Origin of the sequence: Sphingomonas sp. PAMC26645, assembly GCF_004795835.1 — a bacterium.
Taxonomy (GTDB): Bacteria; Pseudomonadota; Alphaproteobacteria; order Sphingomonadales; family Sphingomonadaceae; genus Sphingomonas.
The window spans coordinates 1,522,572-1,546,137 of the sequence record NZ_CP039249.1 but is presented as its reverse complement, the minus strand read 5'-3'; the positions used below and the strand labels follow the sequence as shown (position 1 = coordinate 1,546,137).

Below are 23,566 nucleotides of genomic sequence, written 5' to 3'. Positions count from 1 at the left end.
TACCATAGCGCTTCGGGGACGCAACGGGATTTTTGGGGATTGGACGGATTTCACCGCAATTTCGATACTCAGTCTGGGGGGATTTGCGGGCAGGCTGGATGTGAAAGCGCTGCCGACTGTTTTGACTACTGGGGATATGCGGGGATGAAGTGCGGAAGCTCCTCAGCTGGTCGAAGCCAACGCACGCCAGACCTTACTGAGGGGTAACGCTCTCCCCTCCCTCGAAAAGAGGGGTCGGGGGTGGGTCGGCCCGATCGAGCCACTCGCGTTCAGGTATGCGGAAACCAACCCACCCCCAGCCCCTTCCTTCCAGGGACGGGAGCAAGGAGGCAGCAGATTACTGCGCGGGCGCCTGCGCGTTGGCGCTCGGCGCCACGCCCATTTCCGCGAGCGGCTCGCCCGCTCCGGCGGCTTCGGTAACGTTCGAGACGCCCATGTTCGCCACTACGTCCGCCTGCGCAGCACCCGCGGTCGCGACCGGTCGCTCGCGATTCGTCGAACCGATGATCGCGCTGGCGAGGCCGATCAGCAGCACGACCGCGGCGAGGCCGATCATGCCGACCTTGATGCGCTGCATGGTCTGGGAAGGTTCCTGGCGTAACTTCATCTTGCCCTACCTCGATACCCGACTACCGCGCTTCTGTCGATTCTCGGGAACCATGCCGCTCAGACCAGACCCTTCGCCTGACGCCATTCGGGATCGTACAGCGTCGAGAGATAGCGGAATCCGGTGTCGCACAGGATCGTCGCGATCCGCTTGCCAGGTCCCAGATGCTTCGCCAGCGCCACTGCACCGGCGACGTTGATCCCGGACGACAATCCGAGGCAGAGCCCTTCCTCGTCGAGTAACCGTCGGACCCACGCATAGCCCTCCTGATCCGAAATCCGAAACTGCGTATCGATCGGCGCGCCCTCCAGATTGGCGGTGATGCGCCCCTGCCCGATCCCCTCGGCGGCCGAAGAGCCCTCCGCTTTCAGTTCGCCGTGTGCGTAATAATTATACAGCGCCGCGCCATGCGGATCGCTGAGCGCGATGCAGACGCTTTCGTCCTTCGCCTTGAGCCCGAGCCCAACCCCGGCGATCGTCCCACCGGTGCCCGCAGCGCAGGTGAAACCGTCGATCCGCCCGTCCATCTGTGCCCAGATCTCCTCTGCGGTCCCGACAATATGCGCGCGGCGATTGGCGGTGTTGTCGAACTGGTTTGCCCAGATCGCGCCCGGCGTCTCGTCGGCGATGCGGCGCGAGGTATGGACGAAATGGCACGGCGACGAGAATGCTGCGGCGGGGACTAATACCAGTTCGGCACCTAGAGCCCGCAACGTGTCCATCTTTTCGCGACTCTGCGTCTCGGGCATGACGATGATCGTCTTGTAGCCCTTGGCATTGGCGACCAGAGCGAGGCCGATCCCGGTATTGCCTGCCGTGCCCTCGACGATCGTGCCGCCGGGCTGGAGCAGTCCGCGCTGCTCCGCATCCTCGACGATGAACAAAGCGGCTCGATCCTTCACCGACGCGCCGGGGTTCGTGTATTCGCACTTGCCGAAGATATCGCAGCCGGTGGCCTCGCTGGGACCTCTCAGACGAACAAGCGGCGTGTTGCCAATCAGGGCGAGCGTGTCGGGTGTCGTATGCATGCGCGCTATGTGGCGTGGTGCCCCGCCCAGAGCAAGCGAGCGAAAGTTTGCACGATTAAACGCCGCCAACGCCGAGCGTTCAAAGCGGATGACATGCTTTTCATGTCGTGTTCATTACAACCAATATATGATCTATGTTAGTAAGTTCGAAACTGGCGGGAGCGGGATGATGGAACAGTATCGGCAGGCCCTGGCCTTATTGTCGGAAGCGTCAGACCTGATGGAAGGGCTCGGCGACACTTTGATCGCCGCGCATATCGCGACTCCGCTGGCGATGGTCGAAGAACGACTTCAGTCGCAGGATGACGTAGCCAAGCAGGACCGTCCGCTGCACGAGTGAGCGCGGACATCTTACCCGTCATACATACTGCCCTATTCGCCGCTATGCGATGGTACCGCAAACCATAGCCCTTGACGCTCCATGCTGCATGCGCGAAGCGAGGTCCCGCTATGAAAATCCTCCCCATGACCGCCGTCGCCGCGCTGCTCGTGCTGGCAGCCTGCAACTCCAAGCCCGCCTCGCCAGAGGTGCTGGACAGCAATCCCGATCCGATGGCGAACACGCTCGCCAACGCCGCGCCGGTCGAGCTGCCGCCTGCGATCAAGTCCGAGAAGACGCTGCGCTGCAAGGACAACAGCCTGCTCTACGTGACGTTCTTCCAGGGCGACAAGCAGGCGGTCGTCAAGACCAAGAAGGACGGCCCCGCGACGACGCTGAAGTCGGACGTTGCTGGTTCGCCGAAGACCGCCGAGGGCGGCTGGTCGATGACCGGCGACGAATCGAGCGTCACGCTGACCGCGCCCGGCAAGTCGGCGCAGACCTGCCACGCGTAAGTTTCTACGTTTAGGAATGGCGAAACGGCCGGCGGATCATCCGCCGGCCGTTCTTCTTTGCGCCGCACACTCTTGCCCTCACCGCCGCGGACCGGCACGCTAGTCTGATGGCAACCGTTGCGATCTACAGCCTCAAGGGTGGCGTCGGGAAGACGACGCTTTCGGTGAACCTGGCGTGGTGCGCCGCGACATTGTCGGCGCGCCGCACGCTGCTCTGGGATCTGGATCCGCAGGCGGCGTCCACGTGGGTGCTCGGCGGACCCCATGGAGCCGGGGGTAAAGTCGATCAGGCGCAGGCGATGTTCTCGAAGGATGTCGCGGTCGCCAAGCAGGCGCGGCCGACCGCCTACCCGCATCTCGACCTGATCGCCGCCGACGCGTCGCTGCGCGGGCTCGACCAGCTGTTCCACGAGATGGACAAGAAAAAGCGGCTCGCCAAGCTCCTGTCCGAACTTGCCGCCTATGACCGCGTGATCCTCGATTGTCCGCCGGGACTGACCGAGACCGCGGACCAGGTAATGCGCGCGGCCGATCTTATCGTAATTCCCGTCATCCCCTCGCCGCTGTCGACCCGCGCCTACGACGCGGTGGTCCAGCATCTGGGCGGCCGCACGCCGCTGCTCCCGGTCCACGTGATGGTCGACAAGCGACGGGCACTGCATGCCGAGGCGCTGGCCCGCCACCCCGACTGGCCGGTGATCCCGATGGCGAGCAACATCGAGTCGATGGCGGCCAAGCGCTCGCCGGTCGGCGTGTTCGCACCGAAGTCCGCCGCGGCGCAGGCGTTTGCGGACCTCTGGCGCCGGATCGAACACCGGCTCACCGCATGAGCGACGTTTTAGACCCTCAACTCGTGCTCGGCGCCTATTCGGTCGGCGTGTTCCCAATGGCGGACAGCCGCGACGCCGCCAGCGTGTACTGGGTAGAGCCGCGCCGCCGCGCTGTCCTGCCACTCGACGGGTTCCAGCTCTCGCGCTCGCTGAGGAAGACGATCGCCGCGGACCGGTTTCAGGTCACGGTAGACACGGCGTTCGAGCGTGTCGTCCAACTGTGCGCCGAAAGCGTAGAGGGCCGCCCCGAGACGTGGATCAACGACGGCATCGAACGAGTCTTCCAGACGCTCCACGCGATGGGGTTCGCGCACTCGGTCGAATGCTGGGACGGCGGCAAGCTGGTTGGGGGGCTCTACGGCCTGTCACTCGGGCGCGCGTTCTTCGGCGAAAGCATGGTCAGTCGTGCCACCGACGCCTCGAAGGTCGCGCTCGCGCACCTCGTCGCGCGGCTGAGAACGGGCGGGTTCACGCTGCTCGACTGCCAGTTCCAGACCTCGCATCTCGCCTCGCTCGGCGCGATCGAGATCGACCGCAAGGACTATGTCGCGTTGCTGGGCGCGGCACTCGAGGGAGCGCTCAAGCCATCCTCCGGCGGCGGAGTATCGTCGGCAGCCGGCGATTTCCGCGCGCTCGATCGCTTGGCCGGCAAGGCTTCGGCGGGCGGCGCGGTATCGGGGCCAGTCTCCGGGAAGGTCATCGCGCAGCTCTTGGTCCAGACGTCGTAGACCGGATGCTGGACCGCGTTCAGCGCGGGGCGCTCCTTGTACAGCCAGCCCGAGAACGTCCGCCGCCAATGCGTGTCTACGCCGCGCACCAGCACCTGGACGAACGCGCCGGTCAGTTGCTCCTGCTCCCAAGGCGCGGTCTGCTCGCACGCGCGCAGCCGCAGCACGACGTCGCCCATCCGCGTCGCCTGACCGGGCTTGAGCGTTACTTCGCGGGTTTCGCCGTTACGCTTGTTGAGCAGCCCGAGCACCGCGACGCGCTGCGCCATCGGCGTGCCGCCATTGGCGATCGCCGCGGCACCGGTGTCGATCGTCTCTATCGAGGAATTGCCCTGCTCGTCAGCGCCCGGCAGGTCCTGCTGGACCGCGGCTACCTTCGTCGCGGGCGTGGTGAGCGCGCCGTATCCGAACCAGCCGCCGACCGCCAACGCCACGACCAACACGGCCGCGGCGAGCCAGCGCATGATCACCCTTCGGGCGTCCAGGCTTCGTAATCGCCCGTCGCGGCGGCACGGTGGCCACCCTTTTCAAGCGCACCGGCAGGGCGATAGGCGAGCGCGGTACCGGTCATGTTCGGCACGGCGGGCTTCTGCCACGCACGGATCGGCGGCAATGCGCGATCGGGCACGTCGTCGACCTGGTGATGCAGCCAGCTAAACCACGCCGGCGGCACGCGGCTCGCGTCGGTCGCGCCCTGGTAGATAACCCAGCGGCGCGGGTTGCCGGCGGTGTCCTTGCCGCCTTCGTAATAGACGTTGCCGAGCGCGTCCTCGCCCTTCTTCGCCATGCTACGCAAGCCGAATTTGGTGCCGAGGGTGGCGCCGTTCCACCACGTGAAAGTCGATGCGAGAAAGCCCATGGTTGGCGCTTACCGCGAGTGGGGGCGGGCTTCAACCTTGATGATGGGGGAAGGCGTCGCCACGGGGGAGGATCGTAAAGGTCCACAGTTAAGACGTCGCCCCGCCCTCCTTGTTCTCCCGCGAAGGCGGGAGCCCAGACTGGGTCTCCGCCTTCGCGGGGAAACACGTGGCTGGAGGCGTCGCCTAGTCAGATATCCCACCCCGGCGGAGGCCGGGGCCCAATTGGGGAACGTCGCTAACGAAGCGTTGTCCGACATTACAGCGACCTTCCCAATTGGGCCCCGGCCTTCGCCGGGGTGGTGGCATTGGTCGAACGGTTCGCGCGCCTACTTCGCGCCCTTGTCCCACGTCACCAGATCACCCTCGGCAATTCCCAGTTCCGAAGCGCGGCCGCCCATCAGTTCCAGCACTGCGCCGACCGGCTCGCCCGACGGGATCGGCGCTTCCGAAAACGGCACCGCATTCTCGGCGATCCTCGCGATCGTCCCGTCCGCGCGGATGTAGATGATATCCAGTGAGCTCGGCGTATTCTTCATCCAGAAGTTCGCCGCCACGGGTTCGCCACCCTTGGCGGGATACGGCCAGAACAGCATGCCGCCGTCGGGCTTCAGGTCGGTGCGGAACATCAGACCCCGCGCCTGTTCCGCCTCCGTCTTCGCGCTCTCGACCTTGAACGCATGCGTCCCGTTCGCGCTCTTGATCGTCAGCGGCAGCGTAGCGACCGCGGCCACGTCCGAGTCCGCCCGGCTATTCATGTACGCGACACCCCCGGCGCCGACGCCCAGCGCCAGCACCCCGGCCAACACGGCCTTCGCAACGAATGTCATCCCAAATCCTCTTCGACCGCGACGGCAAGCGGCCCCTTACGCCCTTCGACCACGCGCGCGCGGAGCGGCTGGTCGGGTTCGACCGTCTCGATCCCGGCGCGACGCAGCGTTTCCATGTGGACGAAGATGTCGCTGCCATCGGCACCCCGTACCAGAAAGCCATAGCCCTTCAACCGGTTGAACCATTTCACCGACGCTGCCTCGAACGGTCCCGCCGCGTCGATCATCGCGATCGGATCGATCCGATCGGGCGAAACCGGCGCCCTGACCTGCTCCTCGACCGCGTTGGTCAGATCGATCGAGAGGATCTCGCGCGCCTGGAACCCGCGGCCGCGCTGGACCGACAGCGTCTCGACGCGCGCGCCTTCGGGGAGGCTGCGGCGGCCGTGCGCCTGCAGGACGGAAAAGTGTACGAGAATATCGCCGACGGTCTCGTCGTCCGCCACCGCGAAGCCGAACCCGCGCGTGACGTCGAACCATTTGATGACGCCGCCGATCGCGCGCGTTTCGGCCGCGCCGACACCCTCGCCGACACCCGTGAGCGTCGTCGTTTCCGCTTCCACTGGCCCCACCTCTACCGGCATGTCAGCACCTGCTGCGTGTCGTTACGCATTGTTACACCCCTGAACGCCTTGCTAGCACGGTTCGTCGCAGTCGCAATGAATCCGTTGCGATGCTCAGTCGAAATCCATCGATTCGGGGCTGTCGGACGGCGGTGCAGCAACAATTTTGCGTGCAAGATCGAACCGGTGCCCCGCCCGCAGCATCGCCGCGAGCTGTTTCTCGTGAAGTTTCCGGTCGCCGTCCCCGGTGCCGTAGGGGCCGATTCGCTTGCGCCGTGCGAAGGCGAGAGCTGATTCGACGGCGCGGTCGGCGATTGCGGGCGCTACGGACTCCGCATCGCCTTCATCGATACCGGCCTCGCGGAACGCGCCGGCGACTCGGCGAGCGCCGAGGCCGCGTCGCTGCATCGCAGCAGCGCGATGTTCGGCAAAGGCACGGTCGTCGACATAACCGAGATCGGCCATCCGCTGCGCCAGTTCACCAGGCTCGGCCAGCGCCGCGCCGGTGCCCCCGTCCCAGCCCCGCTCGCGGATTTTCCGCATCAGGTAATCGGTCAGGCGGCCCCGCGTGGTCGCGAACCGCTCGACATAGCGCAGCGCCATCTGTTCAAGCGCCGCAGCATCGAGCGGTTTTGGCGCAGGACGCTCGCGCGAACGCTCCTTGCTGCCGCCGCCCTTACCGCCGCCTTTGCCCCAGCTCTTGCCGCTGCTTCGCTTCGTGCCGCTGCTATCGTCGAACGCGCCGTTTTCCCGGTCGCCGGCATCCAGCGACGGGGGAAACGCGTTGCTTTCGCTGTGGCTATCATCGGTCACGCCATCATTGTGCCACACTGGCACCCGAAGTTGAACGGCTAGACTGAAGATAGGCGTGGTGTGTTCGAGCGCCGCGACGAACCAAGGAACTGCGATGACGACCGACACGGCTAACAAGGACGGCATGACCGTAGCGTCAATCGTTGCGACGCCGACCCAAGACGCCCTGCCGCGCCGTTTCGCCGATTTTGGTACCTTGGGCGAAGCGCTTGATTACGCAGCCAGCGGTAACCGCGGGCTTAACTTCCACGACGCTCGCGGCACTCTGTCGCAGCCTTATCCTTATTCGCAACTCCGGGACGACGCGCGTGCGATGGCAGATCGCCTGATCGCCGCCGGTGTCGCTCCTGCCGACCGTATCGCACTCGTCGCCGAGACCGGCCCCGAGTTCGCCGCACTATTTTTCGGCGTCGTCTATGCCGGCGCATGGCCCGTACCGCTGCCGCTGCCGACCTCGTTCGGCGGTCGCGACTCGTACATCGAACAGCTCCGCGTCCAGCTCGCCAGCTGCGATCCGAAAATGCTGATCTTCCCGCCCGAACTCGCGCAGATGGCGGGCGAGGCCGCGCGCCTGTCGGGCACCGTCGGGATCGACTGGTCCGAATTCGCCACGCGCGAGGCACCCGTCGCAACGCTGCCCGAGGCAAAGCCGGACGATATCGCGTACCTGCAATATTCGAGCGGCTCGACGCGCTTCCCGCACGGCGTCGTCATCACGCACGCCGCGCTGCTCAACAACCTCGCCGCGCACAGCCACGGCATGGAGGTCTGCGACACTGATCGCTGCGTCTCGTGGCTGCCCTGGTATCACGACATGGGTCTGGTCGGCTGCTTCCTGTCGCCGATCGCGAACCAGGTCTCGACCGATTACCTCAAGACCGAGGATTTCGCGCGCCGTCCGCTCGCCTGGCTCGATCTCATCAGCCGCAACGAAGGCACCACGCTCAGCTATTCGCCGACCTTCGGCTACGATATCTGCGCGCGTCGCATGTCCTCGCAGACCAAGGCGAGCGACCGCTTCGACCTGTCGCGCTGGCGAGTCGCCGGCAACGGCGCCGACATGATCCGTCCCGACGTGATGCAGTCGTTCGTCGACGCGTTCGCCGATGCAGGCTTCAAGGCCAGCGCGTTCCTGCCGAGCTACGGCCTTGCCGAGGCGACGCTCGCGGTCTCGCTGATGCCGCCGGGCGAAGGCATCCGCGTCGAACTGGTCGAGGAAACGCAGCTTTCGGGTGGCTCGCGCGGCGGTGACCGTCCCCAGCGCTACCGGGCGATCGTCAACTGCGGCAAGCCGGTGCGCGACATGCGAATCGAGATCCGCGAAGAGGACGGCAGCCCCCTCCCCGAGCGTGCGATCGGGAAAGTCTGGTGCAGCGGCAAGTCGGTGATGGTCGGCTATTTCCGCGACGACGCCGCGACCGAGGCGTGCATGGCCGACGGTTGGCTCGATACCGGCGACATGGGCTATATGTCCGACGGCTACATCTACATCGTCGGCCGCGCCAAGGACATGATCATCGTCAACGGCAAGAACCACTGGCCGCAGGATATCGAATGGGCGGTGGAACAGCTCCCCGGCTTCAAGGCCGGCGACATCGCTGCGTTCGCGATCACCACGCCCGGTGGCGAGGAGACCCCTGCCGTACTGGTCCAGTGTCGCAGCTCGGACGAAGCCGAACGCCTGCGCCTGCGCGACGAGATCCGCGAGCGGGTGCGGTCGGTGACGGGCATGAACTGCCTGATCGAACTGATCCCGCCCCGCACGCTGCCGCGCACCTCGTCGGGCAAGCTCAGCCGGGCCAAGGCGCGCAACCTGTATCTCAGCGGCGACATCAAGCCGTACGACATCGCAGCCTGAGACCGCCCTGCCTGAGACGGGCGGCGGGTCACGCCGCCACCGCTGACACGCGAATGAAACTATGCAAGGACGTCACGACGGCGTGGATTGATCCAGATCGAACTAAATTACAGTCACGCTGGTCGATAAGAACGATCTGATAACCAAGCGGACCTATGACCGACGCCGTGAGCTCTGCACCGCCTTCTCCGTCACGCCGCGTGACCGTCGATCTCTTTAGATTGATGGGGCTTCGCGGTGGCGGGGCGGACCATGTCGAATGGAGCCGCATCCGTGCCGCGCAGTTGTTCGCCGGGCGCAAGATGGCACTGGTCCTGCTCTCCACCAATCTGGCGGCGATACTGGCGACCGGGTTCCTGGTCAGCGCGACCGTCCCTGCTTGGCAGGTCACGACATGGTCCGCGTTGCTCGTCGCGATCGCCGTCGCGGTCGCGTTCCGGCGTCTCGCCGTCCCGCACACTGGTGAAAGCCAGGCGAGCGTCCACGACCTGCGCAAGACCGGGTGGGAGGGCCTGGCGCTTGGCCTTGGCTGGTCGTGCGTACCGATCCTGTTCTGTACGCATGCTCCCTCGGGCACGACCGCCGGGCTTGGCATCACGCTGACCCTGTTGATGACGGCCGCGGCGTTCGCGATGGCGCCGCTGACGCTCGCGACGCTGATCTTCCTTGGATATCTCGGCGCGTCGATGGTCATCCAGCTGCTGATCGCCGGTACGACATCGGCGGCGATCGGGATCCTCGGCTTCACGCTGGTGCTGATGGCGGGATGCATCAGCCGTGCACGCGCACTCGTCCTGATCCGCGCCAACGAGATCGCGCTGAACGAACGCGACGAGACCGTGAGCCTGCTCCTTCGCGAGTTCGAGGATACCGGCGCAGACTGGCTGTGGGAGACCGACGCGATGCGCCGGATCGTTCGCGCGTCGTCGCGATTCGCGGTCGCGTGCGGGCTCGATCCCGGTGAGGTCGACGGGATGCCGTTGCTGCAATTGCTGGCCGGCCCGAGCTGGGACAGTGGGGAGTTCGCACCCGAACTCCGTACGCTTGCCGAGAAATTGCGCCGGCGCGACAGCTTTCGCGACGTCCGCCTGCCGGTGACGATCAACGGTGACCTACGATGGTGGGAAATCGCCGCCTCCCCCCGGTTCGGAGACGATGGCGAATTCTACGGATTTCGCGGCGTCACGTCGGACATTACCGAGTTGCGCGCGTCGGAAGACCGGATCAACCGGATGGCGCGGTTCGACGTGCTGACCGGGCTGCCCAACCGGCTGATGATCAACGAGACGCTCGTCAGGACGATGGCCGAGGCCGACAGCTGGGGTGGTCGCTACGCGTTCATGATGCTCGATCTCGATCGGTTCAAGGCGGTCAACGATACGCTCGGCCATCCGATCGGCGATCGCCTGCTCGGCTGCGTGTCCGAACGGCTCGAGGGCTTGATGGGGGACGGCAGCCTATGCGGGCGGCTTGGCGGCGACGAGTTCGCGGTCATCGTGCGGGGCGCGAGCGATGCGGGTGCGATCGACGACCTTGCGCGACGGATCATCGAGACGCTGTCGCGCCCCTATGAGATCGACGCGCACACGCTGTACATCGGCGCCAGCGTCGGCATCGCGATCGGCCCGCGCGACGGCCGCACCGCGGAAATGCTCGTCCGCTCCGCCGATCTCGCGCTCTACCGTGCCAAGGACGCCGGCCGCGGGGTGTATCGCACCTACGAGCCGGAACTGCACGTGAAGGCGGAGGAGCGGCGTGTCCTCGAAATGGCGCTTCGCACCGCGCTCGAGAATGGCGAAATGCACCTCGACTACCAGCCGGTCGTCGATGCTCGCGGCGAGACGCTGGTCGCGTTCGAAGCGCTGCTGCGCTGGACCAGTCCACGCTTCGGTATCATTGCGCCCGAAAAGTTCATCCCGCTTGCCGAGGACGCGCGCCTGATCGCGCCGATCGGGGCGTGGGCGCTGAGGACGGCGTGCGAGGAGGCCGCTAAATGGCCGTCCGACATCCGCGTTGCGGTCAACGTGTCCGCCGACCAGCTCCAGAACCCCAATTTCGTGACGACGGTGACCTCCGCGCTGGCGAACACCGGCCTGTCCGCGGATCGCCTCGAACTCGAGGTCACTGAGAACGTATTCCTGACCGAGGCGCTGGGCGCGACCAAGGTCCTGGAGCGGCTGCTCGACATGGGCGTGCGGCTTAGTCTCGACGATTTCGGCGTCGGTCATTCGTCGCTGGGGTATCTCAGCCGTACGCGGTTTTCGTCGATCAAGATCGACCGGAGCTTTGTCCGTGATGCCGCCGCCGGGACGCGCGAAGCGGTTGCGATCGTCCACGCGGTGATCGCGCTCGCCCGTAGCCTCGACATCGACACGACGGCGGAGGGCGTCGAAACCGAAGCCGAGCACCGCATGGCGCAGGCGTTCGGTTGCACCAACGTCCAGGGTTTCTATTTCGGCCGCCCGATGCCCGTCGAACAAGCGCGCGCGCTTGCGAATGGTCGTTGGAAAGCATCGGCCGCCGCCTAGGCGACCGATGGGCGGTTACCGGGTCGGTCGGCGGTCGCGTCCGGCGAAGCTGACGAGGCTTTCCGCGCCCGTCGCCGACAAAGCGGACACGCCGACGAAATTGTCGTCCACCGGCACCTGCGTCAGGACCGTGCCGGTCCCGGTAACGTCGCGGGTCTCCGCCCAGCTCTGCGCATCGTTGCGACGCCACCGCACGCGGTAGCCGGCAGCGCCTGGCACCGCAGTCCACTTCACCGTCGTATCGCGGGACAATGCCCCGGCGATCGACACGTCTTCAGGGGCCGCGGGAGCGCTGGCAATCCGCGACAACGTCGCGACGTTGATCGCGGTCACCTTGGCGAGATACGGAAAGTCCATGCCCTCGATCGTGTCGCCGTAGACCACGCCCTTTTCGGTGCGCAGGTCCTGATGCTGGCGATCCCAATTCTCGGCCGCGACCGAGAACCGCACCGCGGGGTAGCCGAGCTTCAGGAACGGCTCGTGATCGCCGCCACGCCCGAACCGGTCCGGCCGGCGATCGATCATCACGTCGAGGCCGCCGGGAATGTCGCGCGCGATACCGTCGATCGCCTTGGCCAGCGCGCGGCTGGGGCCGTCATCCTCGCCGCCCTCGGCCCGGCGGCCCTGCTGGGCGACCAGATCCTCGGATGCGCGAATGCCTTCGGAGAAAACCCGGACCTTGTCCGCGACACGTACGCCGCCCTGCCCGACCGTGTTGCCGACGATATCGTTGTTGAGCATCGCCGACACCTGCCAGCCGCGCGCCTTGGCGGTATCGGCGAGCAGTTCGGCGCCCCACAAGCCCTGTTCCTCGCCGGAGAACACCGCGTAGACGATTGTCGCGTCGAACTGGCGTTGAGACAGCAGTCGCGCCGCCTCCAGCACCAGCGCGACGCCCGAGGCATTGTCGTTGGCGCCGGGCGCATCGGAGGTGACGTTCATCACGTCGGTCACGCGGCTGTCGATATGCGCACCGACGATCACAACGCGATTCGAATCGCGCCCCTTCTGGATGCCGAGCACATCCTCGACCACCACGCCGGTCGGTGCGCGTGGTCCGGTAAAGCGGCGCGCGATGCGATCGACAGTGATGCAACCGCCACACGTCGCCGCAATTTCCTGGAACCGGCTCGCGGCCCAGTTTCGGGCGGCACCGATACCGCGTTTCGGGTCGGTGGTGATCGACGCAGTGTGACGCGTACCGAAGCCAACCATCGCGGTGACGTCCGCCTTCAGGCGAACCGAAGACGGAGCAGGATAAGGGGCGGCGGCGGCAAGTAGCAGCGGGACGGCAAAAATAGGCATGAGCGGATCGTGGCCTGATCTCGCGCCACGCTCAAGAGGGTAGCGTCACAATCGTTCCCGGCGGGCAATTTTGTGTGCCGACAAGATGTTATGCAAAATGGACCGATCAAATGTTTGAGACTTTTTAAGCCAACCGCTATTATACGATCAAGAGCGCGAGGACCATAAGATGATCATTGGCCATTCTGTTTCAGACGGCGACGGCGTTATCCTCGCGATAGACGAACCGGTCGCGGCGGTGTTGCAACGCACGCAGAAACAGCTTGTGGGCCTTTCCTACCTATCGATAACGCACCCCGACGACGTCGCGCGTAACCTGAGCCACGTTGCGGCATTGCAACCCAATGGTAATTCAGCTCGAATCCGGAAACGTTACATCGGCGGCGAAGGCGATATCATCACGCTGGAAGTCCAGGTTTCGCGACTGGGCAACGGCAAGCCGGGCAGACTAATCGGCACCTTGTGCACCGCTCCTACGCTCGCCGACACAATCAGTGGCGATGCCATGCCGCATCATCTTTGGCGCCGGGCCAAGGACTTGCTGGGAATTATCCGTGCGCGCGACGCGGTACTCGGGTCCGATCTTTTCGCCGATCATGCGTGGACGACGTTGCTGATCGTGTACGTCGCAGAAGCCGAGAGCCGAATCGCAAGCGTCGACATGGTTGCCGACCAGCTACGCCTGTCGCGGTCGACGCTCGGTCGCTGGATTCGCGTGCTCCAGGCGAAGTCGCTCATTGAACCGCCAGACAGCAATCTCGATGCATTGCAGCTCACGCAGACTGGCATCAACAGCGTGGAGCGCCTGCTGGCCACGCATTCGGCAATGGCTGTCAGTTGAAGTACGCCTCACTCAACTGAGCCGGTCGATTGCCTCGCGCGTGAGCGATCCGGGAATGATCATGACCGGCACCGGCAGCGAACCCGCGTCGGTCCCCGCGAAATGCGCGATAAGTTCGCCCGGGGCACCAGTCGCCGCTGCGCCGAGAACCAGCGCGGCAATATCGGGATTTGCCGCGATCATCTCGCGGATGATCTTGGCGCTTTCCCCCTCGCGCACCGTGATAGACGGACGCAAGCCGGACTCCTCCAGCAACGTACCCGCAGCCCCCGCTACCAACCCCTCGGCATGCAGGCGCGCTTCTTCCTCGATCGTCGCCTGGACGCCGCCGAACGCGATGAACTCCTGCGGCGGGATCACCGTGAGGATTTCGACCCCGCCGCCGGTCTTCACCGCACGCCGGGCGGCGAAACGCAACGCGATCCCAGCTTCCGGACTGTCGTCGATAACCACCAGATAAATGCGCATTTCCGCCCCCGTTATCGCCGGTAATTGGGCCGCAGCGGGTCGATACGCAAGTGCGTCGGGGTTGACCCGAGCGGACGAGGGCGCGAGTAGGCATGCCGTTACGTCACGCCCTGGGGAAATCCATGTCGATCGAGATCAAGATGCCTGCGCTGTCCCCGACCATGGAGGAGGGTACCCTCGCCAAATGGTTGATCAAGGAGGGCGACGTCGTGAAATCCGGCGACCTGATGGCCGAGATCGAGACCGACAAGGCGACGATGGAATTCGAAGCCGTCGACGAAGGCACCGTGGTCAAGATCCTCGTCGCCGAGGGTACCGACAACGTGAAGGTCGGCACGGTCATCGCGATCATCGCCGAAGAGGGCGAGGATGCGTCTTCGGTTTCATCCGCGCCTACCAAGAGCGAGACGCCCGAGCCGGCCGCGAAGGAATCGGAAGCGAAGCCCGATCCGACGGACCCGAACAAGACCGGCACCGAGGCCAAGCCGGTCGAGCGGACCAAGGCTTCGGCCGAGGATCACGGTCGGCCGGATGACGCCGGTGCAGCCCAGCCTGCCGCCAGCGGCGACCGCGTGAAGGCGAGCCCGCTCGCGCGTCGTCTCGCCGCCGACAAGGGTATCGATCTCGGCGCCGTGTCGGGTTCGGGGCCGAAGGGTCGGATCGTAAAGGCCGACGTCGAAAGCGCGAAACCGGGTGCCGCACCCGCTGCTGCGAAGAGCGAAGCTCCTGCGCCGACCGCCGCTGCGGCCCCCGCGCCTGCCGCGAAGCCTGCGGCCGTGCCGGACATTCCGCACGAGGCGACCAAGCTCAGCAACGTGCGGAAGACGATCGCGCGTCGCCTGACCGAGTCGAAGCAGACCGTTCCGCACATCTACCTGACCGTGAACGTCCGCCTCGACGCGCTACTCAAGCTGCGCGGCGAACTGAACAAAAGCCTCGAATCGCGCGGCGTGAAGCTGTCGGTCAACGATCTGCTGATCAAGGCGCAGGCCGTCGCGCTGATGCAGGTGCCGAGCTGCAACGTGATGTTCACGCCCGACCAGCTCATCACCTTCCAGCGTGCCGACATCTCGGTGGCGGTGAGCACGCCGTCGGGTCTGATCACGCCGATCATCGTCGGTGCGGATACGGCCTCGCTGTCGTCGATCTCGACGCAGATGAAGGATCTCGCCGCCCGTGCGCGCGACGGCAAGCTGAAGCCCGAGGAATATCAGGGCGGCACCGCCTCGATCAGCAACATGGGCATGTTCGGCATCACGCAGTTCGATGCGGTCATCAATCCGCCGCAGGCGATGATCCTCGCGGTCGGTGCCGGCGAGAAGCGCCCGGTCGTGATCGGTGACGAACTGGCGGTCGCGACGGTCATGTCGGCGACCGGCAGCTTCGATCACCGCGCGATCGACGGTGCCGACGGCGCGCAGTTCATGAAGGCGTTCAAGCACCTCGTCGAGAACCCGCTGGGCATGCTCGCCTGAGATGGGCCTGGTGTCGTCGTTCAGGTCGCTTTCGGGCACCACCATCGAGATCCTGCACATCCTCGGCGGGCTCGTGGCGGCGGTGGCGATGACCTGGGCGGCGGCATGGTCCTACCCGCTTGGGCAGGACGTGATCTGGTCTTGCGGGGCCGCAGCGATGGTCGCGACCGTGCTGATGGGCGTGGGACCGTTGCGCCGCGCTCGGCGTCTCGACCGAACGACCCGCAGGATTGAAGCGTGACCGACCTGCCCCCCAACACCGCACCGACGATCCGCGTCACCGCGATGCCCGCCGACGCCAACCCGTATGGCGACATCTTCGGCGGCTGGCTGATGGGCCAGATGGATTTGGCCGCCGGTTCGGTCGCCTCGCGGCGTAGCGGCGGCCGTGCCGTCACGATCGCGGCGGACGCGATGAAATTCCACATGCCCGTCGTCGTCGGCGACGAGGTGTCGGTTTACGCCCACCTGATCGCGGTCGGCCGCACGTCGATGACGATCGAAGTCGAGGCGTGGCGTCGCGCGCGTCACAGCAACGATAGCTGCAAGGTGACCCAGGCTCGCTTCATCTTCGTGGCGGTCGGCGACGATCGCAAACCGCGGCCTGTGCCGCCCGAAACCAACTGATTTTCAAAGGACTCTACCGTGGCTGATACCTATGATCTCGTCATCCTCGGCTCGGGCCCCGGCGGCTACGTCGCCGCGATCCGTGCGTCTCAACTCGGCCTCAAGGTCGCGATCGTCGAGCGTGAGCGGTTGGGCGGCATCTGCCTCAACTGGGGCTGCATCCCGACCAAGGCACTGCTCCGCACGTCCGAAATCTATCATTACATGCAGAACGCCGAGAGCTACGGCCTCAAGGCGGACAATGTCGGCTTCGACCTCGCCAAGATCGTCGACCGCTCGCGCAAGGTTGCCGGCCAGTTGAACGCGGGCGTCAAGGGCCTGATGAAGAAGAACAAGGTGACGGTCGTCGAGGGCGTCGGCACTGTCACGGCCAAGGGCAAGCTCAGCGTCAAGCAGGGCGACAAGACGGTCGAACTCGAAGCCAAGAACATCATCGTCGCGACCGGCGCCCGCGCGCGCGACCTGCCGTTCGCGAAGGCCGATGGCGAGCGGATCTGGACCTATCGTCACGCGATGGTCCCGACCGAGATGCCGACCAAGCTGCTGGTGATCGGCTCGGGCGCGATCGGCGTCGAGTTCGCCAGCTTCTACAACGACATGGGCGCCGACGTGACGATCGTCGAGATGCTTCCGCGGATCCTCCCCGTCGAGGACGAGGAAGTCTCTGCGTTCATGGACAAGGCGCTGTCGAAGCAGGGCATCAAGCTGCTGACCCAGACCGGCCTCGAAGGTCTCGCGCCCTCGGCGAACGGGGTCACGGCCAAGATCAAGGCGAAGGACGGCAAGGTTTCGGAAGAGACCTTCAGCCACGCGATCATCGCGATCGGCATCGTGCCGAACACCGAGAATATCGGGCTCGAGGCGCTCGGCGTCGAAACCGACCGCGGGCATATCAAGACCGACGGCTATGGCCGCACCAACGTCGACGGCATCTGGGCGATCGGCGACGTCACCGGCGCGCCGTGGCTCGCGCACAAAGCCAGCCACGAGGGCATCATTGCGGTCGAGAAGATCGCCGGCGGGTCGCCGCACCAGATGGACAAGGCCAACATCCCCGGCTGCACCTATTCGCGCCCGCAGGTCGCGTCGGTCGGCATGACCGAAGCGAAGGCGAAGGAGGCCGGCTACGAGCTGAAGGTCGGCAAGTTCCCCTTCATTGGCAACGGCAAGGCGATCGCGCTGGGCGAAGCCGAGGGCTTCGTGAAGACGGTGTTCGACGCGAAGACCGGCGAACTGCTCGGCGCGCACATGGTCGGCGCGGAAGTGACCGAGCTGATCCAGGGCTATGTCGTCGCGCGCCAGCTCGAGACGACCGAGGCCGAGCTGATGGAGACGGTGTTCGCGCACCCGACGTTGTCCGAGATGATGCACGAGAGCGTGCTGGCGGCGTACGGCCGGGCAATCCACTACTGACCTTGCGATCCTCCCCCGCCAGGGGGAGGTGGCAGGCGTTAGCCTGACGGAGGGGGAGGTAAGAGACACAGCTGTTCCGTGTCCTCCCCCTCCGCCGCCTTCGGCGCCACCTCCCCCTGGCGGGGGAGGATTTGAGGTTGGTACGCCGCGCTTTTCCGTCATCCTGACGAAAGTCAGGATCCAGGATACCGCCCGCAGCCCGTTGTAACTCTGGATTCTGACTTTCGTCAGGATGACGACGTGTGATGGCAGGGATGCTAGCGGCCCTGTACCAGCGATATCCGGCCGACCGACCGATCCGGGCAAACCATCCCGTTTCGGCCCTATCCGTCTTGACCGTCGCGTGTGACGCACCGAAAGGTCGCGCCAGCCATCAGGTCCCGCTGGAAGGATCTTGCGGCTAAGACCTCAACGTGCAGGACCCGCGAATGTCGATCGAACCTGCCGCTCGCTCCCAACAGCGCTACATCGCCATAGCCGCAGCCACGCTGTGCATCGCATCGCTCGCCCTGTTCTGGCCGGGCACGGCGATGTACGACACCGTCGCACAATACCGGCAGGTCCTGTCGGGCGTGTACGACGACTGGCACCCGCCGGCGATGGCGCGCGTCTGGGCGCTGCTCGCGGCGTTCGGCCCCGGTGCGACGCCGATGCTGGTCCTGCAACTCGTCACCTATTGGCTGGGCCTTGGCATGATCGCGGCCGCGCTAGCCCGACTAGGGCGTTCGCGTAGCGCCATCGCCATTCTCGCGATCGGCCTGCTGCCGCCCTTCCTCGGTTGGCAGGGCGTCGTTCTCAAGGACGCGCAACTCGCCGGTGCGCTGCTCGCGGCAGTCGGGATCATCGGCTGGTGGCGGCTTGCGCGCCGTCCGCTGCCCGGCGCGATGTTGGTTCCGGTCGCGCTGCTGCTCGCCTACGCCGTGCTGATCCGCGCGAACGCCGTCTTCATCGTCGTCCCATTGCTCGTCACTCTCGCCCCGCGCCCGATTCGCCCTGTGGCAAAGCTTGCAACCGGCTTCATTGCGGTGGTGCTCGTGCTCGGAGTCGCGCCTGTCGTGAACCACCGTCTGCTCCGCGCGCAACCTAGCGGCGTCGAGGCGACCCAGGCGCTCTACGACATTGCCGGCATTGCCGCGCGTGTCCCGACCAGCGACACCACCGGCCTCACGCAGTCAGAGGCTGCGACCGTGATCGCCCGGGGTTGTGCGAAACCGTTCTTTTGGGATCCGCTCGGCGACGAGGCGCATTGCGGGACGGCGATGGCACGGCTGCGCGCGCTGCCGACCGGGGCGCTGTACGTCACGCTGGCTTCGGCGGCGCTGCATCATCCGATCGCCTATGCCGGACACCGTCTCGCGCACCTGAACTCGACCGTCCGCTGGCTGGTCCCATTCCACTGGCCGAGCGCAGCACCGCCTGCAGCGTCCGAGCCGAACACGCTCGGGCTCGCCAATCCCGGTGCCGGCGCGCGCGCGTGGGAGGCGCTGACCGCGGTCGTCGTCGAGACACCGCTGGGCTGGCCGATCGCCTGGGTCGTCGTCGCGATCACCGCGCTGGCCGCCAGCCCGTCGCGTCCGCGCGATCCGGTCCGCGATCTCGCTACCACGTTGCTCGTATCCGCGCTGGCACTCGAGGCGAGCTTCGCGGTGTTGAGCATCGCGTCGGACCTGCGTTATCACCTGTGGCCGATGATCGCGACCGCGGTGGCCGTCGTGCTGCTCGCCGATCGCGCGCCGCCGCGAAGGATACTCGCGGTCGGCGCGAGTGCGCTCGTTCTCGTCGTCGCCAGCGGGACCGCTGCACGCGTCATGCTGCCCCAGCCGCCGCAGACCTATGCAGGCATGCTCGGCTGAGGGCTCCCAAGCCGCAGGTCAGCGCCGCCGACGCACCGTGCTGCGCGGACGGGACACGGTGTCGTAATATTCGGTCGTGGTCGTCGTCGTGGTCACCGGCACAGATTGCACGATCACGGTCGTCGAACCGGCAGGATACGCCTGGCCACTGGTCGTCGTCACCGTCGTAACGCCGTCGGGCGATGTCCAGGTGCCGCCCGGTGCCACGGTATAACGACCGGGTTGCGGGTATCCGGCATCATAGGACGGCTGTGGCGGCGGGTAGTCGGCCGCATAGGACGGCGCGGCATAGTCCGGGGCATAATCGACCGCATCCGTTGCATAGGCCGGCGGCGGTGCATAGCCGGCGCCATAACCACGAACCGGTGGCGGCGGTGCTCGGCGACCGCGATCTTCGGCCTTATCGATCGCATAGCCGGTCGCAGTACCGACTCCTGCACCGATCAACGTCCCGCCGAGTCGATTGCCACGACCACCGATGACGTTGCCGGCGGCGCCGCCCGCGACCGCGCCAATCGCGGCGCCACCCAGACCCGTGTCACGGCGCGGCGCCGGACGATCTGCGTAGGGCTGGACGTAGCCGCGGTCGCTCGGGCTCGCATAGACGGTGTCGTTGCGCGAATAGGCGCGTGGATCGGCTGCGACATAGCCGCCACCGCCGGTCCGATCCCAGTCGATGTCGCTCGTCGTATCGTAGACCGACCCCCGCGCGTCGATCAGCACGGCATCGTCGTAGTAGCGCGTCCAGTTATAGCCCTGCGGTGGCTGTGCGAGGCCGTAGTTCGACCAGTCGCCGACGTGGAAGCGCGGCGCATTCCAATAGGCGGGTACGGCCCAGCCGCGATGCGGGCGGCGATAGCCTGCCCAGCCACCGGGGGCGTTGGCACCTGCCCACCAGCGCCCGCCGACCTTGCTGCCCCAGCGCGAGGACCGCGGCGCAGCGACCGGCCGGGTCGGCGCCTGCACGACGGGCATCTGCGCGGCGATTGGACCGGGATCGCCGGGACGGGCCATCGGCGCCTGCATTGCAGTGCCGGGGGCGGTACCGGGCGCGGGATAGCTTGCGCCGGGACGTTGCGCGTCCGCGACACCGCTTGCCAACACCAGCCCCGCGCTCGCGATCAAAAGCCTCCGCATGTCCATCTCCCTGGTTTGCCACCCGATCCAGCGCAAACGCCGGATATCTTAACGCGTTGCTTACCAAGTGTGCGGGGGAGTCGCCAGAAGGCGTGCTGTCCCGAAACGGGGCGCGTCAGTACGTGCTAGGCAAGCCGCTCGGCCAGCAATGCCGCCAGCGCCTCGCACCCCGCCGCATCCTCGGCATCGAATCGCGCGGGTTCGGGGCTGTCGAGGTCGAGCACTGCGATCAGGATGCCGTCCTTCGTCACCGGCACCACCAGTTCGGAGCGGCTGGCGGCATCGCAGGCGATGTGGCCGGGGAAGGCGTGGACGTCCTCGACCAGTTGCGTCGTCAGTGTCGCGGCGGCGGCACCGCAGACGCCCTTGCCGACCGGGATGCGGATGCAGGCGACCTTGCCCTGAAACGGGCCGAGGACGAGTTCACCCCCCTGCGCATCGGGTACGAGGCGGTAAAAGCCCGCCCAGTTGAGGTCGGGGAGATATTCCCACACGAGTGCGGCGGCGTTGGCCATGTTGGCGATCGGGTCGGTCTCGTCTGCGGTCAGCGCGTCGAGTGCGGCGAGGAGGTCGCGGTAGAGATCGGCCTTGGTGCCGGCGGAGATATCGAACTGGTACATCTGTCTTCCTTGATTGAGAGGCAGCTAACGCTCCCCCAAATCCGTCACCCAGCAAAAGCTGGGGTGACGCAGCGGCAATGTGACGATCCTCCCCCACCAGGGGGAGGTGGCGCCGCAGGCGACGGAGGGGGAGGACACGGAACACTCGACATCGCGTGCCTCCCCCTCCGTCTGGCTAGCGCCAGCCACCTCCCCCTGGCGGGGGAGGATTACAAGGTCGTGCGCTAGGCTGGCCGACGGACGTTAGCGAGACGGCCATAGGTGGCGCCCTCAGTCGTCGCGGACCTTGCCCCGCCCCGCCTTGACCCCGCTCCGCACCTTCTTCGTATCGACCCGCCGCGCCTTCGCCGCCTTCGACGGCTTGGTCGCTCGGCGTGCCTTCGGGACGATTGTCGCCTCCCTGATCAAGGCGACTAGGCGTTCGCGGACTTCCTGGCGGTTGAGCAGTTGCGAGCGCGAGCCCTCGCTGCGCAGCACCAGGACGCCGTCGCGCGTGAGGCGCGATCCGGCGAGCACGGCGATACGGTTCTTCACCGCCAGCGGCAGGCTGGGCGACAGGCCGACGTCGAAGCGCAGGATGACCGCGCTGTCGGTGGTGTTGACGTGCTGACCGCCGGGACCGCCCGAGCGCGTCGTGCTCTCGATCAGTTCGCTGTCGTCGATCGAGATCGATCGGGTGATCGGGATCGCCACCATCGGTCCCTCGCCCGCTCAGTCGTCGGCGGAGTCGGGCGTCGTTGCCGCATCGGCAGCCGGAGCGACGTTGGTAACCGAAGCCGCCTCGTCGGCAAAACCTGCCATGGCGAACCGCTCGGGGAGCGGTGCTTCGGCTAGCACGTCGGGTTTGCCCGGGCGCGGCACGATCAAGCGTTGCGCGTGCAGCATCATGCCGAGGCCGTCCGCCTTGCCGTACACGCCGTCGCCGACCACCGGCGCACCGAGGCCGCTCGCAGCATGCACGCGAATCTGGTGCGTGCGGCCAGTCTCGGGCAGGAACTCGACCAGCGAGCGGCCGTCCTTGATTTCCAGCACGCGCCAGTTGGTGCGCGACTTCTTGCCGTTCGGGTCCTCGACCATCCGCCAGCCGGTCTCGGCCGTGCTGACCTTGCCGAGCGCCATCTCGATCAGGCCGGACGTCCCCTCGACCACGCCGTCGAGCAGCGCGACGTAGCGTTTCGAAACGAGGCCCTGCTCGAATGCCTGCTGCAACCGGGCATGCGCCTTGGGGTTGCGCGACAACAAGAGGCAGCCGCTCGTGTCGCGGTCGAGCCGGTGCACCGCCTTCGGCCAGCGCTGGAAGCCGAACTTCAGGCTTTCGAGATGATTTTCGAGGCTCAGCGAGCCATCGCGGGGCGGATCGACCGGCAGCCCTGCGGGCTTGTCGATCACCAGGGCCTCGCCGTCGAGGAAGAGTACGCGTTCACCATGCATGCCGCCGCCCTTGCCATCATTAGCGCCTGCGTGCCAGAGCCGCGTCGATGTTGCACCGCACGCTGGCCCTCGCGCTCCTCTTCGCCCCCACGATCTCGGAAGCACAATTGTGCGAGGGACAGAGCGCGGCGATCGCGCCGGACGGTCGTGCGTTCGGGCATTTGCCGTACGGCGATGCGCCCGAAACCGAGCTGGTGACGCTGCCGTCGGCGTATTCGGTCGGCAATCCTTGCGTCGTACGTGCCGACATATTGCCCGACCTCCTGCGGCTGTTCGCGGCGGCGCAGGGCGATCCCTCGGTAATGGGCCAGCTTCGTGCGCTGTCGTGCCAGCGGTCGATCGCGCGCCAACGCAGCGTCTTCTGTCGCGGCGAGACGAGCAGCCCGGCGGACCGCGCGATCTCGGTCGCCCCGCCGGGGTATAGCGAGCACTCCACCGGCTATGCGCTGGATTTCGCGGTGCGTCCGGCGAACGGGTGTCCCGATGCGGAGGCGTGCATGGCCGCTACGCCTGCGGCGCGCTGGCTGCGGATGAACGCGCCGCGGTTTGGGTTCGAGCAGAGCTTTCCAGGTGGGAACAAGCAGCATGTGAAGTGGGAGCCGTGGCACTGGCGCTGGGTCGGCGCGAGCGAGAGTGCGCCCGGTGCGGCGAAGGCCCGGTTCGTGTTTGCGCGGGCTCGGCGGGAGTATCCGGCGGATCCGGGGGTTTTGCCGCTGGTGGTGAAGGTTACGGTTCAGCCGCCGTTGCCGGTGGCGCCGGTGGTGGTCGTGCCTTCGAAGAAGAAGCGGCGCTAACGCTCTTCCGATCCTCCCCCGCCAGGGGGAGGTGGCACCGATGGTGACGGAGGGGGAGGAACACGCAACAATCGTTGCTCTTACCTCCCCCTCCGTCTGGCGAGTGCCAGCCACCTCCCCCTGCCG

At 66.3% G+C, this 23,566-nt stretch carries 25 protein-coding genes and 1 pseudogene; 13 read left to right on the top strand and 13 right to left on the bottom strand.

Annotated features, from left to right (window positions below; genetic code table 11):
• Nucleotides 1-337: 337 nt before the first annotated feature.
• Complete coding sequence (locus tag E5673_RS07260; protein ID WP_082441338.1) at nucleotides 338-577, bottom strand: hypothetical protein; 240 nt, start codon at nucleotides 575-577, stop codon at nucleotides 338-340.
• 89 nt (nucleotides 578-666) lie between these two features.
• Nucleotides 667-1,635, bottom strand: coding sequence for a cysteine synthase A (locus E5673_RS07255; RefSeq protein WP_136189462.1), 969 nt, complete (start codon nucleotides 1,633-1,635; stop codon nucleotides 667-669).
• A gap of 127 nt (nucleotides 1,636-1,762) precedes the next feature.
• Between E5673_RS07255 and E5673_RS07250 the strand changes: the two genes are divergently transcribed.
• The 4 genes from E5673_RS07250 (at nucleotide 1,763) to aat (ending at nucleotide 4,027) form a co-directional block, all read left to right on the top strand.
• A complete protein-coding gene (locus E5673_RS07250) occupies nucleotides 1,763-1,975 on the top strand; it encodes a hypothetical protein (protein WP_136189461.1) in 213 nt (70 codons plus the stop codon).
• A gap of 110 nt (nucleotides 1,976-2,085) precedes the next feature.
• Nucleotides 2,086-2,469, top strand: coding sequence for a hypothetical protein (locus E5673_RS07245; RefSeq protein WP_056486670.1), 384 nt, complete (start codon nucleotides 2,086-2,088; stop codon nucleotides 2,467-2,469).
• Nucleotides 2,470-2,576: 107 nt separating this feature from the next.
• Nucleotides 2,577-3,299, top strand: a complete 723-nt coding sequence (locus E5673_RS07240) for a ParA family protein (RefSeq protein WP_136189460.1) — start codon at nucleotides 2,577-2,579, stop codon at nucleotides 3,297-3,299.
• A complete protein-coding gene (gene aat, locus E5673_RS07235) occupies nucleotides 3,296-4,027 on the top strand; it encodes a leucyl/phenylalanyl-tRNA--protein transferase (protein WP_056060265.1) in 732 nt (243 codons plus the stop codon). Before E5673_RS07240 ends, aat begins: the two co-directional genes overlap by 4 nt.
• A 35-nt stretch (nucleotides 4,028-4,062) precedes the next feature.
• Here aat and E5673_RS19955 read toward each other — a convergent pair.
• From E5673_RS19955 to E5673_RS20220, 5 genes and pseudogenes are all read right to left on the bottom strand, one after another.
• A pseudogene (locus E5673_RS19955) lies at nucleotides 4,063-4,296 on the bottom strand (DUF2155 domain-containing protein); the annotation flags it as partial.
• A gap of 197 nt (nucleotides 4,297-4,493) precedes the next feature.
• Nucleotides 4,494-4,886, bottom strand: a complete 393-nt coding sequence (locus E5673_RS07225) for an NADH:ubiquinone oxidoreductase subunit NDUFA12 (protein WP_056060269.1) — start codon at nucleotides 4,884-4,886, stop codon at nucleotides 4,494-4,496.
• A 327-nt stretch (nucleotides 4,887-5,213) separates the two neighbouring features.
• A complete protein-coding gene (locus E5673_RS07220; RefSeq protein ID WP_210731852.1) occupies nucleotides 5,214-5,642 on the bottom strand; it encodes a DUF192 domain-containing protein in 429 nt (142 codons plus the stop codon).
• A gap of 68 nt (nucleotides 5,643-5,710) precedes the next feature.
• A complete protein-coding gene (locus E5673_RS07215) occupies nucleotides 5,711-6,298 on the bottom strand; it encodes a cold shock domain-containing protein (protein ID WP_136189458.1) in 588 nt (195 codons plus the stop codon).
• A gap of 93 nt (nucleotides 6,299-6,391) precedes the next feature.
• Nucleotides 6,392-7,198: a RecX family transcriptional regulator gene (locus E5673_RS20220; protein ID WP_348769892.1), complete on the bottom strand. Its 807-nt coding sequence runs from the start codon at nucleotides 7,196-7,198 to the stop codon at nucleotides 6,392-6,394.
• On the opposite strand from E5673_RS20220, the gene E5673_RS07205 reads away from it, so the two are divergent.
• Both E5673_RS07205 and E5673_RS07200 read left to right on the top strand, forming a co-directional pair.
• Nucleotides 7,185-8,948, top strand: coding sequence for a fatty acyl-AMP ligase (locus tag E5673_RS07205; protein WP_136189457.1), 1,764 nt, complete (start codon nucleotides 7,185-7,187; stop codon nucleotides 8,946-8,948). The two genes, E5673_RS20220 and E5673_RS07205, sit on opposite strands and share 14 nt — an antisense overlap.
• A gap of 200 nt (nucleotides 8,949-9,148) precedes the next feature.
• A complete protein-coding gene (locus E5673_RS07200) occupies nucleotides 9,149-11,476 on the top strand; it encodes an EAL domain-containing protein (protein ID WP_348769891.1) in 2,328 nt (775 codons plus the stop codon).
• 15 nt (nucleotides 11,477-11,491) lie between these two features.
• On the opposite strand, the gene E5673_RS07195 is transcribed toward E5673_RS07200, so the two are convergent.
• Nucleotides 11,492-12,781 (bottom strand): M28 family metallopeptidase, encoded by a 1,290-nt coding sequence (locus E5673_RS07195; RefSeq protein WP_136189455.1) that lies wholly within the window; start codon nucleotides 12,779-12,781, stop codon nucleotides 11,492-11,494.
• A 169-nt stretch (nucleotides 12,782-12,950) separates the two neighbouring features.
• Between E5673_RS07195 and E5673_RS07190 the strand changes: the two genes are divergently transcribed.
• Entirely contained in the window at nucleotides 12,951-13,622 is a 672-nt protein-coding gene (locus E5673_RS07190; RefSeq protein WP_136189454.1) for a PAS domain-containing protein, read from the top strand.
• A gap of 12 nt (nucleotides 13,623-13,634) precedes the next feature.
• Here E5673_RS07190 and E5673_RS07185 read toward each other — a convergent pair whose 3' ends face one another.
• Nucleotides 13,635-14,090, bottom strand: coding sequence for a universal stress protein (locus E5673_RS07185; RefSeq protein WP_056060288.1), 456 nt, complete (start codon nucleotides 14,088-14,090; stop codon nucleotides 13,635-13,637).
• Nucleotides 14,091-14,212: 122 nt separating this feature from the next.
• Here E5673_RS07185 and E5673_RS07180 point away from each other — a divergent pair, with 122 nt between their 5' ends.
• The 5 genes from E5673_RS07180 to E5673_RS07160 all read left to right on the top strand — a co-directional run bounded on the left by E5673_RS07180 (nucleotide 14,213) and on the right by E5673_RS07160 (nucleotide 19,458).
• Nucleotides 14,213-15,565, top strand: a complete 1,353-nt coding sequence (locus E5673_RS07180; protein WP_136189453.1) for a pyruvate dehydrogenase complex dihydrolipoamide acetyltransferase — start codon at nucleotides 14,213-14,215, stop codon at nucleotides 15,563-15,565.
• Nucleotides 15,566-15,575: 10 nt separating this feature from the next.
• Nucleotides 15,576-15,806, top strand: a complete 231-nt coding sequence (locus E5673_RS07175; protein WP_247599618.1) for a hypothetical protein — start codon at nucleotides 15,576-15,578, stop codon at nucleotides 15,804-15,806.
• Nucleotides 15,807-15,850: 44 nt separating this feature from the next.
• Nucleotides 15,851-16,192, top strand: coding sequence for an acyl-CoA thioesterase (locus E5673_RS07170; RefSeq protein ID WP_107952653.1), 342 nt, complete (start codon nucleotides 15,851-15,853; stop codon nucleotides 16,190-16,192).
• Nucleotides 16,193-16,210: 18 nt separating this feature from the next.
• Nucleotides 16,211-17,605 (top strand): dihydrolipoyl dehydrogenase, encoded by a 1,395-nt coding sequence (lpdA, locus tag E5673_RS07165; RefSeq protein ID WP_136189451.1) that lies wholly within the window; start codon nucleotides 16,211-16,213, stop codon nucleotides 17,603-17,605.
• Between the two features lie 428 nt (nucleotides 17,606-18,033).
• On the top strand, nucleotides 18,034-19,458 hold the full coding sequence (locus E5673_RS07160; protein WP_136189450.1) for a hypothetical protein: 1,425 nt from the start codon (nucleotides 18,034-18,036) through the stop codon (nucleotides 19,456-19,458).
• 18 nt (nucleotides 19,459-19,476) lie between these two features.
• Here the strand turns inward: E5673_RS07160 and E5673_RS07155 are convergent, their stop codons facing one another.
• The 4 genes from E5673_RS07155 to E5673_RS07140 form a co-directional block, all read right to left on the bottom strand.
• Nucleotides 19,477-20,595, bottom strand: coding sequence for an RcnB family protein (locus tag E5673_RS07155; RefSeq protein ID WP_168711582.1), 1,119 nt, complete (start codon nucleotides 20,593-20,595; stop codon nucleotides 19,477-19,479).
• 125 nt (nucleotides 20,596-20,720) lie between these two features.
• Nucleotides 20,721-21,215, bottom strand: a complete 495-nt coding sequence (locus E5673_RS07150) for a GAF domain-containing protein (RefSeq protein ID WP_136189448.1) — start codon at nucleotides 21,213-21,215, stop codon at nucleotides 20,721-20,723.
• A 270-nt stretch (nucleotides 21,216-21,485) separates the two neighbouring features.
• Complete coding sequence (gene arfB, locus E5673_RS07145; protein ID WP_136189447.1) at nucleotides 21,486-21,911, bottom strand: alternative ribosome rescue aminoacyl-tRNA hydrolase ArfB; 426 nt, start codon at nucleotides 21,909-21,911, stop codon at nucleotides 21,486-21,488.
• Nucleotides 21,912-21,926: 15 nt separating this feature from the next.
• Nucleotides 21,927-22,646, bottom strand: a complete 720-nt coding sequence (locus tag E5673_RS07140; RefSeq protein ID WP_136189446.1) for an RNA pseudouridine synthase — start codon at nucleotides 22,644-22,646, stop codon at nucleotides 21,927-21,929.
• A 47-nt stretch (nucleotides 22,647-22,693) separates the two neighbouring features.
• On the opposite strand from E5673_RS07140, the gene E5673_RS07135 reads away from it, so the two are divergent.
• The gene (locus tag E5673_RS07135; RefSeq protein WP_136189445.1) at nucleotides 22,694-23,440 is read left to right on the top strand and encodes a M15 family metallopeptidase; all 747 of its coding nucleotides are present in this window, start codon (nucleotides 22,694-22,696) and stop codon (nucleotides 23,438-23,440) included.
• Nucleotides 23,441-23,566 lie beyond the last annotated feature (126 nt).

Excerpts from the sequence above, each read along its gene's own strand:
- arfB (WP_136189447.1), bottom strand. The coding sequence starts at position 21,911 with ATGGTGGCGATCCCGATCACCCGATCGATCTCGATCGACGACAGCGAA.
- E5673_RS07220 (WP_210731852.1), bottom strand. The coding sequence starts at position 5,642 with ATGAATAGCCGGGCGGACTCGGACGTGGCCGCGGTCGCTACGCTGCCG.
- aat (WP_056060265.1), top strand. The coding sequence starts at position 3,296 with ATGAGCGACGTTTTAGACCCTCAACTCGTGCTCGGCGCCTATTCGGTC.
- E5673_RS07240 (WP_136189460.1), top strand. The coding sequence starts at position 2,577 with ATGGCAACCGTTGCGATCTACAGCCTCAAGGGTGGCGTCGGGAAGACG.
- E5673_RS07195 (WP_136189455.1), bottom strand. The coding sequence starts at position 12,781 with ATGCCTATTTTTGCCGTCCCGCTGCTACTTGCCGCCGCCGCCCCTTAT.
- E5673_RS07140 (WP_136189446.1), bottom strand. The coding sequence starts at position 22,646 with ATGCATGGTGAACGCGTACTCTTCCTCGACGGCGAGGCCCTGGTGATC.
- E5673_RS07205 (WP_136189457.1), top strand. The coding sequence starts at position 7,185 with ATGACGACCGACACGGCTAACAAGGACGGCATGACCGTAGCGTCAATC.
- E5673_RS07170 (WP_107952653.1), top strand. The coding sequence starts at position 15,851 with ATGCCCGCCGACGCCAACCCGTATGGCGACATCTTCGGCGGCTGGCTG.
- E5673_RS07180 (WP_136189453.1), top strand. The coding sequence starts at position 14,213 with ATGTCGATCGAGATCAAGATGCCTGCGCTGTCCCCGACCATGGAGGAG.
- E5673_RS07185 (WP_056060288.1), bottom strand. The coding sequence starts at position 14,090 with ATGCGCATTTATCTGGTGGTTATCGACGACAGTCCGGAAGCTGGGATC.
- E5673_RS07160 (WP_136189450.1), top strand. The coding sequence starts at position 18,034 with ATGTCGATCGAACCTGCCGCTCGCTCCCAACAGCGCTACATCGCCATA.
- E5673_RS07150 (WP_136189448.1), bottom strand. The coding sequence starts at position 21,215 with ATGTACCAGTTCGATATCTCCGCCGGCACCAAGGCCGATCTCTACCGC.
- E5673_RS07135 (WP_136189445.1), top strand. The coding sequence starts at position 22,694 with ATGTTGCACCGCACGCTGGCCCTCGCGCTCCTCTTCGCCCCCACGATC.
- E5673_RS07250 (WP_136189461.1), top strand. The coding sequence starts at position 1,763 with ATGATCTATGTTAGTAAGTTCGAAACTGGCGGGAGCGGGATGATGGAA.
- E5673_RS07155 (WP_168711582.1), bottom strand. The coding sequence starts at position 20,595 with ATGCGGAGGCTTTTGATCGCGAGCGCGGGGCTGGTGTTGGCAAGCGGT.
- E5673_RS07255 (WP_136189462.1), bottom strand. The coding sequence starts at position 1,635 with ATGCATACGACACCCGACACGCTCGCCCTGATTGGCAACACGCCGCTT.
- E5673_RS07215 (WP_136189458.1), bottom strand. The coding sequence starts at position 6,298 with ATGCCGGTAGAGGTGGGGCCAGTGGAAGCGGAAACGACGACGCTCACG.
- E5673_RS07260 (WP_082441338.1), bottom strand. The coding sequence starts at position 577 with ATGCAGCGCATCAAGGTCGGCATGATCGGCCTCGCCGCGGTCGTGCTG.
- E5673_RS07245 (WP_056486670.1), top strand. The coding sequence starts at position 2,086 with ATGAAAATCCTCCCCATGACCGCCGTCGCCGCGCTGCTCGTGCTGGCA.
- E5673_RS07225 (WP_056060269.1), bottom strand. The coding sequence starts at position 4,886 with ATGGGCTTTCTCGCATCGACTTTCACGTGGTGGAACGGCGCCACCCTC.
- E5673_RS07190 (WP_136189454.1), top strand. The coding sequence starts at position 12,951 with ATGATCATTGGCCATTCTGTTTCAGACGGCGACGGCGTTATCCTCGCG.